Raw genomic sequence first — 11417 nt, 5'->3', positions numbered from 1 at the left:
CGATATTATGCGGTGATGTTCTACACTCTCGCCGCATACATCATGTGGGGGTTCTTCCCCGCGTTCTTCCCGCTCCTGCTGCCGGCCACGCCGCTGGAAATCCTCGCCCACCGCGTGTTGTGGACCGCGGTTATCGTCACGGCGTTTTTAATATGCAGCGGCGGCTGGCGCGAATTGGTGCGCCTGGACAAACGCACGTGGGGCTGGCTTGCCGCCGGGGGCGTATTCATCACGGTCAACTGGGGCACCTATGTGCTGGCGATTAATACCGATCACGTGGCCGATGCCGCTTTAGGCTATTTCATCAATCCCCTGGTATCGGTGGCGCTGGGCATGATCTTCTTAAAGGAGCAGCTGCGCCCATGGCAGGCGACCGCCGTCGCCGTGGCGGCAATCGCGGTGCTGTATCTGACCTTCTTTACCGGCCAGGCGCCGTATATCTCACTGCTGTTGGCGGCATCGTTTGGCATTTACGGCCTCATCAAAAAACAGGTGCGGGTATCGGCGGCGGTCTCGGTCGCGGCGGAGTCTTTGGTGGTCTCCCCCGTTGCCATTGCCTATATCGTGTGGATTGAACAGGCAGGCCAAGGCACCTTCGTCACGGAAGGCACGCCACACATGCTGCTCTTAATCAGTGCCGGTCTTATTACCGCGCTGCCGCTATTGTGCTTTGCCCAGGGCGCGCAGACGCTGCGCTTGTCGACGATCGGCATGCTCCAATACCTCACCCCTATCATGCAGATGCTGTGGGCACTCTTTGTCACCCAAGAGCACTTCTCCACGCACCGGTGGATTGGCTTCGGCATCATCGGCGTGGCAGTCAGCATCTACATTGCTGATCTCATCCGCGTTCGCCGCAACGCGCCGCGCAAGAGTGCGCGGCGCAGGTAAGCCGGCACGGGAGAAGGGCGACAGAGCGCTGCGTGCAGGAGTGTGCGGCGCAGGTAACCCGGCGTGCAGAAATTCGCAGCGCGGGAAAACGGCACGCAGAAATGCGCGGCGAATGAGCTCCGCGCTTAGGAATTCGCGGGCGGGAAAGTCGCCGCTGAGGGTTGGGGCCCGGCTCAACGTTGTGGGCTATCTGGGCCCGGTATCGACGAGATCCGGCGGTGGCGGCTGCCAGGGATTTACCCACCGCACGCCGCCGTGTACGCGCTCGAAGCGGCCATTGCGGGGGCGGGCGGCGCGGTCGTCGTCATTGCGGCCGTTGTGATGCGGACACGCTACGGTGAGGTTCTTGGCATTGGTCCAGCCGCCGCCGGCCCAGCTGAAGATGTGGTGGACCTGGCACTCATCGGCTGGGCGGTGGCACCCGCGCGCCGGGCAGACGGGGTTTTCGGCGGCGGCCATCATAAATTGCTTCCACGTTGCCCCGCGCCGCATGCGGTACAGGTTCACCGGCCCCTCCACGGGGTGGAGAAGAGTGATAAAACCTTCCTCCGCCATTGCGCGCTGGGCCAGCTCGGCGCCGCTTATCTGCGCGCCGTTGGTCATGGTGACCGTGACGTCTTTTTCGCCCTGCGCGATAGCGCTCAGCTTGTCCAGCGGGATTACCACGTTTGTGCGCACGGTGGAGGTGGAAGCGCCGGAGTGGAAGAGGGCAGCGACATCGGCAAGCGTGCCTGCTTGGTTATGCAGCTCCGCGACGAGGCTGGAGTTGCCCGTAATCGTCAGCGTCCATGGTTTGCCCGCGGCGCGGCGGCGCAGCCTCACCCCGGGTTTGGGCTCGCGCGGCGGGCGCAGCGCACGCATCTTCTTGCGGGCGAGCTTGTCCATCGCCTGGGTATCGGCGGATATCTGGGCGAGCTCCGCGCGCAGGGCCCAGGCCCGGGCTTGGGTGGGCGCGCGGCGGGCGTGCTTTTCGATGACCTCCAGCGTCGGCAACGAATGCCCATTGCGCCGCGCTCCCTCGACCGCTCGACGCTGGCGACGCGTGAAACTGGTCGGCCCGAAATAGATCTGGGAAAGGTGGGCTATCGACTCGGCAGCGGCATCCGGCATGCCGACGGCGGTCAGCTCGGAGGCGGGCATATCAGCAGCCTCGGCGAGAATGTCCATCGCCGAGTTTAAAGCCGCAATATATGCCCGAATGTGTTCCATGCCCTCGATGCTAGGCCGCCACCCCACGCCTCGCGCACCAGAGTGTTCAGGATGGCAAATTTAGCTGGGTGGGCGCACGGCAAAGCTGCCCCAGGCGGCATCGGCAGGCGCGGGTTCGACGGCGGCGACGGCGGGGAGGGAGGCGACATCGGAAAGCTGGGTGCCCGTGCCCCACACCACGGCGGCGCTGACTGCGCTGGGGCGCTGGCCGTAGGAGGCGCCGATGCGGTCAAAGGTGCGGTTGATCACCGCCGCGCGATCCTCCCCTGCGACGGGCTCCGGCACTGCGATGGGCGCGGTCGAGCCCATAAGGATGGCATCCATGCGCGGAATATCAGTCAACGCAGCGGCGACGGCGACCGGTGGCAACTCGGTATCGAAGGTGACCAGCGCATACGTAGCGGCATCCGGATCGATGTCCATAGAATTGACGCGCTCAATATACTCCGCGTGCGATTCGCCGTCCGGGCCCAGCTGATCGCCCTGCACGCGCGTGGATGCCTGCGTGCCCAGCGTGCCAAAAAGCACCAAAGCCACCACGACAGCCACCAGCACCAGCGCCAGTGCCGCTAGACGGCGCCGCCAATAAAACTTCCTCATCCCTGCAGTCGCTCCAGGGCATGCTGCAGGTCATCGGGGTAGGGCGCGCGGGCCTCGAACCATTTCCCGGTGCCTGGGTGGGTAAAGCCTAGCTGCACCGCATGCAGCCACTGGCGCTCCAGGCCCAGGCGGGCGGAAAGCTGCGGGTTCGAGCCGTACATGGGATCGCCGACGCAGGGATGCCCCGTGGCGGACATGTGGACGCGGATCTGGTGGGTGCGGCCGGTTTCCAAGTGCACCTCGATGAGGCTGGCTTCGCGAAAGGCCTCGATGAGGCGGTAGTGGGTGACCGCGGCCTTGCCATCGTCAAGCACGGCGAATTTCCAGCCCGACTTCGGGTGCCTGCCGATGGGCGCATCGATGGTGCCCTCGATCGGATCGGGCAGGCCCTGGACCACCGCGTGATAGGTCTTTTTCACGGTCCGGTACTTAAATGCCTGCTTGAGCGCCGAATAGGCGCGCCCTGAGGAGGCCACGACCATGACCCCGGAGGTGCCCACGTCTAGGCGGTGGACAATGCCCTGCCGCTCGGTAGGTCCTAGCGAGGCCACGTTATATCCTGCCGCGCGCAGCCCGCCGATGACCGTCGGCCCATCCCAGCCCACGCTTGGGTGCGCGGCGACGCCCACGGGTTTGTGCACGCAGATGATATCGGCGTCGCTATATAAAACGTCCATGCCCTCTACTAGCTCCTCGCGCGGCAGCAGGGGCTTTTCGGGCTCTGGGAGCAGCACCGAGACCACCTGGCCGGACGCTAGGCGCTCGGATTTCCCCAGCTCCTGCGAATCCACGGTGACCCCGCCCTCTGCGCACAGCTGGGCAGTGGCCGAGCGGGAAAGGCCTAGGAGCTTGGCAAGCGCGGCATCGGCACGCATGCCCTCTAGGCCTTCTGGAATGGGAAAACTGCGCAATTGCCTATTCATTTTCCGCCCTCCGTTCCGCAATCAGCATGGCGACGATGAAGATGACGACGCCGCAGGTTATGGCCGCATCTGCGATATTAAAGACCGCGAACGAGCCGACCGAGATGTAGTCCACGACGTGCCCAAACCAGAAGCCGGGGTCGCGGAAGATGCGGTCTGCAAAGTTGCCCAATGCCCCACCGGCAATGAGCGCCAGCCCCAGCGCTTGGCCCGTATTGTGGATGCGCGGGGCGGCGATGGCAACGCCCAAGACGAACGCCAATTGAATGGTGGTAAACAGCCAAGTCGAGCCCTCGCCACCGATGGAAAACGCCGCGCCCGGGTTAAATAGCAGGTTAAACCTGAACCAGTCCCCGATGACATAATGCGGCTCGCCCTCCGTCAGAACGGTAAGCATGAGTTGTTTTACGGCTTGATCCACAACCGCCACGGCGATGACCACCGCAGCGATAAGACCTGTCTTACTCCTTCGTTTTTGGCTCACCCACATCATTCTAATCTGGAGTGTCCGGTATTTTGGTAAGCGTGTTTCGAGTCAAAGTTTTTACAGCCCTTTCCGCCGTCGCCGTAGCGCTAAGCGCCTGTTCTTATGAGACCCCCGGCCCCGCCGTGGAGCAGCCCGTTGGCCTGACTATCGATGCCCCTCGCCTGACCGTCGAAGAGGCCGGAACCGGTGAGAAGAAACTGCTGGAATATCACGATATCGACTCCTCGCAGGAGGTAACCTACCGCGCCACGCAGGGATTCTCGCAGGACCTGCTGAATAAATCAGCCGCCGCCGATTTCCAGGCCGCGGACGTAGATAAGGCGACCACTACCCTGCCGCTTTCGGCGTCGGTGGATAAAGCCACCGAGGACGTCGAGGATCAATTGCCGGCCTCGCGCAACGCGTTTGTCACCGCGGGGGATCCGGAATATTCCGGCGATACCGATATCTCTTCTGCCTCCGGGTTCCAATTTGGCTGGCGCGGTCAAGATAATGGCCAGATGAATTCCCTGCGCCTGGCCGCCCCGCAGGACGCGAGCGATGAGGCGCGCGGCACTGTCGAGCAGGCGATTATGAAGCTGACCGCGCTGCCCATCGTTTTCCCAGAGGAAGAGGTGGGCACCGGCGCGACGTGGACGGTGGATTCGCGCGTAACGGGGGAATCCACGCTCTTGCAAACGACCCGCTATACGGTTAAGTCCATCGATGGTGACCGCGTCACGCTATCCGTCGAGGTGGAACAACGCCCTACCCTGGGCGCTTTATCCTTCGAGGGCCAAGCCGAGGGCACGGAGTTGGAGGATAAGGAACTCGACGTGCTGGATTCTTCCACTAATTCCTCGGGCAACGTCACGGTGGATCTGACTAAGCCGCTCCCCGTGGGCGGTGACGTGTCCTTCGATACGAAGGTAACCTACGGCACCGCCGATTCAGACCTGCGCATCGTGCAATCAAGCCTGACGGAGTTGGCTTTTTCGGAGTAGAGCTACTCGGCGGGGGCCTCTACGGGGGCCTCGGCGGGCGCCTGCTCTGCGCCGGCCGCGGGGGCATCGCCTTGGGCGGGGGCGCCGTCGCCCTCATCATCCGAAAAGACACCCGCACCAGCATCCGCACACATCTCCGGTACCTGCTCAGGCGGCACCGTGTTTTGAATCAGCGTGCAGGCCCAAGTCTTCGATAGTTTCCAAGTGTCGTCCTGGTAAATAAATTCCACCTGGTCCGTCGTCTGCTCCTGGCCATCGGCCGTGGTGAAATTCACCGTGGTCAGCACGGATTGCGGGTCATAACCGGGCAGGACGGGATCCACGACCGCAAACTCCGCGCCGGATTCTTCCTTGGAGCGCGCCATGGTGTCAAAGATCTCTGGGGCGGATTCGCCGCCTTCCACCGTGGCGGTCTTTTCTTCCTGCGATGCCGCCGGATCCGTGGCCTTTGCCAGGATGGCGTTCAGATCAGCGGCGGACGGCAGCGCGGGAGCCGCGGAGTCGCCGTCGGCGGACGCGGATTCGCTGGATTCACTGTTCTTGGTGGTGTCTTCTTGCTCGTCATCAGAAGAGCAGGCGGACAGAGCGGCCGCCGCGCTCAATGCGAGGCACGCGGCACCAAATTTGCGGAATTTCACTTCTCACTCCTCACGTCTGGGATATAAACTCCCATCAGTTTACATTTGCCCCAGCTTTTCTGGTCCGCGCCTGCCGCCTCGGCGCGTCTTCTTTTATTCTGGGATGCATGACTCATCTTGCCCTCATCGCCACCGGCGGCACAATTGCCTGCACCACGATGCAGGATGGTTCCCTCGTTCCCACCGTTACCGGCGCGCAGCTCGCGGTCGGTATCGACGCCGAGGTGGTGGAATTTCGCCAGCTCGATTCCTCTTCTATTACGCTCGCTGACCTCGATGAGCTCATTGCCGTGGTCAACGAGCAGACCGCCCGCGCGGACATTGATGGCGTCATCATCACCCATGGCACCGATTCGATGGAAGAGACGGCGATGGCGCTGGAGATTTTTTGCGCCGGTGATACGCCCATCGTGCTCACCGGCGCGCAGCGCTCCTACGATCACCCGCGCCCAGATGGCCCGCGCAATCTCCGCGATGCGCGCGAGCTCGCCCTCAGCGGGCAGCCCGGCGTCTTCATCTGTTTTGGCGGCATGACCATCCCGGCGCGCGGGGCCCGCAAGCAGCACACCTCTGACCTGTGCGCTTTCGAGTCCCTGCGGATACCGGATGCCACCCCGCGGCTGCGGCCGCGCCCCTTGGCGCCGCACCCAGTAGAAATCATCCCTGCCTACCCCGGCGCGGGGCGCGCGCTTGTCGATGCCGCCCGCGCTTCCGCCGCCGGCCTCGTCGTCGAGGCCATGGGCGCGGGCAATATGAGTGGGGACATGGGCCGCGCGGTTGCCGATGCCCTGCGCGACGGACTCCCCGTCGTCATTTCCACCCGCACCCCGTACGGGGTAACCGCGTTGTCCTATGGCGGCGACGGCGGCGGGGCGAACCTGCATAGCTTGGGCGCGATCAACGCGCGGGCCTTCCGCCCCAGCCAGGCGCGCATCTTGCTGGCCGCGGCGCTGGCCACCGGCACGGCCCCTGCCAAGGTATTCCGGCAGAACCCTGACCCCAAGCGCTACGTTGCGATCTAGTCTTGGGTTTCCAGCCAGTCCTGCCAGTCTAAGGAATCGAGCGGATCGGCCGGCACCAACTCTGGGTCACTGGCGGCAAAGGATTTCGTGCGGCCGGGTCCGGTGGCGCGGGTTTCAAATCGCACGCTGACCACCCCGTGCCCGGTGCCTTGGATCCAACCGTGGCCGAATTCCGGGTGGTAGACGTCTTGGGTGGCGTGCCATTGATCTTCCACATCGTCTTCGACCACCACGGTGGTCGGCGCCGGCGGCGGTGAATCATCGCTTACGCCAGTTTCATAATCGGTATCCGGCAGCACGGGCCGCACGATTTCGCGGTCGAGCTCCGGAAAAAGTACGTCTTGGCGCGCGGCTTCCAGCCCGGAATAACTCACCCCGACCAAGCGGATAGGGCCCAATTCATCCGGGTAGCGCGCCAGCTTGAAGGCGGCTGCCGTCAATACCTCCAGGTCATCGGTGGCATAGGCCAGGGTCGTCGAGCGCGATTCGATATGGAAGTCTGCCATCCGGAGCTTTACCGTCACCGTGCGCGCCCCGCGGCCATCTTTAAGCAGGCGGCGGTGCGCACCCTCGGCCGCGCGGGTAATCGCCGCATCGACATCGGCAACCGTGAGCAGGTCTTTGGGATAGGTATGCTCCGTGGAAATCTGTTTGGAAATCGCGCGCGGGGCCACCTCCCTATCGTCAATGCCTTGCGCCAGCTGCCACAGCTGCACGCCGACGACGCTGCCGATGGAGATTTCCACCTCCTTTTGGGTCATGGCGGCCAGCGCGCCGATGGTCTCCACCCCGATACCCTTGAGCTTGGCCTCCGTGACCGGACCCACGCCCCACAGCTTTCCCACCGCGAGCGGATGCAGCATCTCCAGCTGCTTTTCCGCCGGTATGACATAGGTGCCATCGGGCTTAGCTTCACCGGAGCCGATCTTGGCAAATTGCTTGCCGGAGCCAGCGCCAATGGAACACGGCAGGCCCGTTTCCTCCCGAATGAGCGCGCGCACGCCATCCGCCCACTGTTGCACCTCGTCCGCCGTCGCACCCACCAATGCCTCTGGCTCCATAAAGGCCTCATCGATGGATAGCTGCTCGATCACCTCCACGTGCTGGGAGATGATCTCAAATACCCGGCGCGAGGCCGCCGAATACACCGCCCGGCGCGGGCTGACCACCACCGCGCGCAGGCCCACCAACTGCTGGGCGCGATACATCGGCATCGCCGAGTGCGCGCCGTATTCGCGCGCCTCATAGGACGCGCCGGCGACGACCCCGCGGCCGCCGACCCCACCGACGAGCACCGGCCGGCCTTGCAAAGTCGGTCGGGTCAATTGCTCGACGGAGGCAAAAAACGCATCCATATCGATGTGTAAGACCCAACGCTGCATGCCTTCCAGTCTAAGACACTCTAACCCCAGAATTGGGAATAGGTTGACGCTTAAACTAACTTGTATGCAAGATGTATGCATGAGCGATACAAGCATGCAGCCTGCCGCGGAGCGGGTTTATGAATTAGTCAAAGAAAGGATCATCGACGGCACCATCGATTCCTCGCAGATGCTGTCAGAGGCCGCACTCGCGGCCGAGGTAGGAGTCAGCCGCACCCCGGCCCACGAGGCTTTCCTGCGCCTAGAGCTCGAGGGCTTTTTGCAGCTTTACCCCAAGCGCGGCGCGCTGGTCGTACCGATTAGCCCCCAAGAAATCCGCGAGGTCTATGAGGCACGCCTGCTTGTCGATGCCCACAGTGCCGAGAAGATCTGCCAGCTGGGCGAGGAAGAACGCGGGGGCATCGCCAAGCGCCTGCAAGAAAACATCGCGGCCCAAGACGCCGCGCTGGATGCCGAAGACCTTCGCGAATACACGCGCCTAGATGCCCAATTCCACCAAATCATCATGGATAGCGCCGGCAATAGCCTGCTAGCCAATGTTGGCCACCAGCTGCGCGAGCGCCAGCAGCGCTTTACCGCCACCGCCATCGGGCGCAATGTGGCACGGGCCCGCGCGTTCGTCGACCAGCACCGCACGCTTGCCGATGCCCTCCTCACCGCCAACCTGCCCGACTATCTCTCCGCACTCCGCTCGCACCTGAAAAATTCGAAGGATCAACTATGAGTCAAGACACCGCCAATCGCGATTGGTTACCCGTCGCCGGCAGCATGGTGGCCGTTGCCTGGGGCGGCAATGAATTTACTCCCCTGCTCGTGATGTACCGCGAGCAATCCCACTTCTCACAAGTCACCGTCAATGGCCTCCTAGCGGCCTACGTCATCGGCATCGTGCCCGCACTGCTCATCTCCGGGCCGCTCTCGGACTATATCGGCCGCCGCCCCACGATGCTGCCCGCCGCACCGCTCTCCCTGGCCGGATCCTTCCTGCTGTCCATCGCTCCCGAAGAGCCCCTCATCATTGCCGCCGGCCGCGTACTGTGCGGCCTCGCCCTAGGCATCGTTATGGCGGTCGGATCCACCTGGATTTCCGAGCTCATCACCCGTTCCGGCGGTGACCCGGCCGCAGGCCCCCGAAAGGCATCGATGTGCCTTACCCTGGGCTTCCTCATCGGCGCCGCCCTGGCCTCGGTACTGGCGCAATGGGGCCCGTGGCCTACTCACCTGGCCTATGTCCTGCACATCCTGCTCACCGTCGTCACCGCGGTCTGGCTACTGAAAACCCCCGAAACCCGTCCACCCCGCGGCGAGACCGTCAAAGACACATTCTTGGACTTAAGCATCCGCGATATGCTGCACATGCTGCACATTCCATCCGCTGCACACCGCCGCTTTTCCCGCGTCGTCCTTCCCGTCGCCCCCTGGGTATTCGGCTGCGCGGGTGCGGCCTATGCCCTCTTGCCGCAGCTGCTTTCCGATTCCGCCGGCGATGCCCCCATCGCCTTTTCCGGCCTCATGACCGTCATTACGCTGGGCTGCGGGGTTGGCATCCAAATGTTTGGCAAGGTCATTGACACCCACCGCTCCGCCCGGGCCTCCGCAGTTGCCATGGCCGTCATTACCGTCGGCACCATTTTCGGCGCCATCGCCGCGCGCACGCTCTCCCTCCCGCTCGGCATCACCAGCGCCGCCGTCATGGGCGCCGGCTACGGCCTAGCACTTGTCGCCGGCCTTTCCGAGGTCCAGCGCATCGCCGGAAAAGATGACCTCGCTGGCCTTACCGCCGTGTTCTATTCCGTGTCCTATACCGGCTTCTTTATCCCCATGGCTTTTAGCGCTCTCGCACCCTATATCGGCTTCACTGCGCTATTCCTCATCGGCTCCCTGCTCGCCATGTGCTGCCTCATCAACGTGATTCACGGCTGGCGCGCCCACCTGCCCGGCCCGGTGCGCTAGGCCAAGTCCCGTAAAATTTCACCAGAAAACACAGAAACCGGAGCACCCCTTCATGGAGGGCTCCGGTTTAATCACTGCCGGTAGCCAAGTCCGAGCCTCAAGCCCGCACTAATCCGCTCATCCGCTAATTCAGGCGAGATTAGAACTTGAACAGCGAGAAGAAGTTACGCAGTGGTTGCAAGATTCGAGCGAGGCCTGAGTTCTTGTTGAAGAACTTAGCAACACCTTCAACCAAAGCAGCCAGACCAGGAATAGCTTCAAAGACCTTGCCGAATTTAGAGCTGCCCTCTCCAGCACCAGGGGTACCTTCAGCGCCCGGAACCGATGGCTGTGCCGGCTTTGTGGAACCGCTGCCGCCCTCCTTACCATTACCGTCACCAGGGGTCTGCTCGGGTTGCGACTCGCTGCTCTTATCAGCAGCCTTCACGATGAGCTCTACGCTGTTGCTTTCACCGGTTTTCGGATCCGTGACGTGAGGAATCGGAGAAACGGATACCTTGTCACCTGCCATTAGCTTGACGTCTGCAGGTACATCGATTTCGAACGGGACAAACTCACCTGCAGGAACTTGGCCCTCCTGTGCAGACTTTTTCTCTAGCTTCACGACAGTTGTCTGAATCCTTCCGCCGGGGAAATAAGCCTCAATTTCCACCTCTTGGCCCGAGTACAAACGAACCTTACCGGTAACCTTTTTGTCTCCTGCCTTGATGTCATTTACTTCCGCAGTAACAGCAAACGGGAATTCGCCTTCAAAATCCCCAGAATCTGAGCCCTCTTCCTCAGACACATCCGCAGGTTTAACGACTACTGGTATAGATTTGCTCTTACTATCGTCCGTAGCCAAGGAATCATATAGCGAACTAAAAAATAGTGTTTCACCTGCCTTTAGGTCAATCCCTTCAGGAACGTCGAATTTAAAGGTGACAGCTTTACCTTTAGAGGATCCACCTTCCTCAACAGAGTTTTCCTTTAGTTGTACGTCCGTAGTTAAAGCCCTGAAGTTTGGGAAATTAACTTGAACTCTCTTCTTTTGACCTGGGAGCAAAAACACCGAGCCAGTAATTTCCCTGTCCCCTGCCTTGACATCATCCACCATCAGAGGAGCCTCAGACTGCTGTCCGTCTTCAGCAGAACCCTTTCCATCATCGTCAGACGAAACACCATTGATCCGCGCTTCCCTGACAACCTCAGAATGTGACATACGCTTCAACTCTTCTTCAGAATAAAGTGGAGTGTTGTCCTTCCCCAGGAGTGACGCGGGCTTGTTTTAGGGACCGGTAAGGCGGTACCAGGTACCGGGGTGGCGGTAGCCGCCCGGTAGCCGGTTTT

12 protein-coding genes are annotated in these 11417 nt (G+C 62.1%); 5 read left to right on the top strand and 7 right to left on the bottom strand.

Translation table 11 applies throughout. The annotated features are described in order from the left end of the window. Window positions 1-15 precede the first annotated feature (15 nt). Entirely contained in the window at window positions 16-891 is an 876-nt protein-coding gene (rarD, locus tag QP908_RS00060) for an EamA family transporter RarD (RefSeq protein WP_284771396.1), read from the top strand. A gap of 186 nt (window positions 892-1077) precedes the next feature. Here rarD and QP908_RS00055 read toward each other — a convergent pair whose 3' ends face one another. From QP908_RS00055 to lspA, 4 genes are read right to left on the bottom strand one after another with little or no spacing between them, the layout of a single operon-like run. Continuing rightward, window positions 1078-2100: an HNH endonuclease signature motif containing protein gene (locus QP908_RS00055; RefSeq protein ID WP_284771395.1), complete on the bottom strand. Its 1023-nt coding sequence runs from the start codon at window positions 2098-2100 to the stop codon at window positions 1078-1080. A gap of 60 nt (window positions 2101-2160) precedes the next feature. Continuing rightward, window positions 2161-2700, bottom strand: a complete 540-nt coding sequence (locus QP908_RS00050) for a hypothetical protein (protein ID WP_284771394.1) — start codon at window positions 2698-2700, stop codon at window positions 2161-2163. Then, window positions 2697-3623: an RluA family pseudouridine synthase gene (locus QP908_RS00045; protein WP_023023021.1), complete on the bottom strand. Its 927-nt coding sequence runs from the start codon at window positions 3621-3623 to the stop codon at window positions 2697-2699. Before QP908_RS00045 ends, QP908_RS00050 begins: the two co-directional genes overlap by 4 nt. Beyond that, window positions 3616-4116, bottom strand: coding sequence for a signal peptidase II (gene lspA / locus QP908_RS00040; RefSeq protein WP_284771393.1), 501 nt, complete (start codon window positions 4114-4116; stop codon window positions 3616-3618). Before lspA ends, QP908_RS00045 begins: the two co-directional genes overlap by 8 nt. 32 nt (window positions 4117-4148) lie before the next feature. Between lspA and QP908_RS00035 the strand changes: the two genes are divergently transcribed. Next, window positions 4149-5093 (top strand): hypothetical protein, encoded by a 945-nt coding sequence (locus tag QP908_RS00035; protein WP_284771392.1) that lies wholly within the window; start codon window positions 4149-4151, stop codon window positions 5091-5093. A 2-nt stretch (window positions 5094-5095) separates the two neighbouring features. Here QP908_RS00035 and QP908_RS00030 read toward each other — a convergent pair whose 3' ends face one another. Further along, a complete protein-coding gene (locus QP908_RS00030) occupies window positions 5096-5731 on the bottom strand; it encodes a WKL family lipoprotein (RefSeq protein WP_284771391.1) in 636 nt (211 codons plus the stop codon). Between the two features lie 107 nt (window positions 5732-5838). On the opposite strand from QP908_RS00030, the gene QP908_RS00025 reads away from it, so the two are divergent. After that, window positions 5839-6753 (top strand): asparaginase, encoded by a 915-nt coding sequence (locus tag QP908_RS00025; RefSeq protein ID WP_284771390.1) that lies wholly within the window; start codon window positions 5839-5841, stop codon window positions 6751-6753. Here the strand turns inward: QP908_RS00025 and QP908_RS00020 are convergent. Then, window positions 6750-8135: a DNA polymerase IV gene (locus QP908_RS00020; RefSeq protein WP_284771389.1), complete on the bottom strand. Its 1386-nt coding sequence runs from the start codon at window positions 8133-8135 to the stop codon at window positions 6750-6752. The genes QP908_RS00025 and QP908_RS00020 overlap by 4 nt on opposite strands. A 79-nt stretch (window positions 8136-8214) precedes the next feature. On the opposite strand from QP908_RS00020, the gene QP908_RS00015 reads away from it, so the two are divergent. After that, window positions 8215-8859, top strand: coding sequence for a GntR family transcriptional regulator (locus QP908_RS00015; RefSeq protein WP_034659114.1), 645 nt, complete (start codon window positions 8215-8217; stop codon window positions 8857-8859). Beyond that, window positions 8856-10088 (top strand): MFS transporter, encoded by a 1233-nt coding sequence (locus QP908_RS00010; protein ID WP_284771388.1) that lies wholly within the window; start codon window positions 8856-8858, stop codon window positions 10086-10088. Before QP908_RS00015 ends, QP908_RS00010 begins: the two co-directional genes overlap by 4 nt. A 139-nt stretch (window positions 10089-10227) precedes the next feature. Here the strand turns inward: QP908_RS00010 and QP908_RS00005 are convergent, their stop codons facing one another. After that, entirely contained in the window at window positions 10228-11289 is a 1062-nt protein-coding gene (locus QP908_RS00005) for a hypothetical protein (protein WP_284771387.1), read from the bottom strand. Between the last annotated feature and the right edge of the window lie 128 nt (window positions 11290-11417).

The sequence above is a fragment of the Corynebacterium sp. MSK204 genome (assembly GCF_030229885.1).
Taxonomy (GTDB): domain Bacteria; phylum Actinomycetota; class Actinomycetes; order Mycobacteriales; family Mycobacteriaceae; genus Corynebacterium.
Note: the sequence above shows the minus strand (reverse complement) of the source record. Positions and strands in the feature narration are given on the sequence as shown.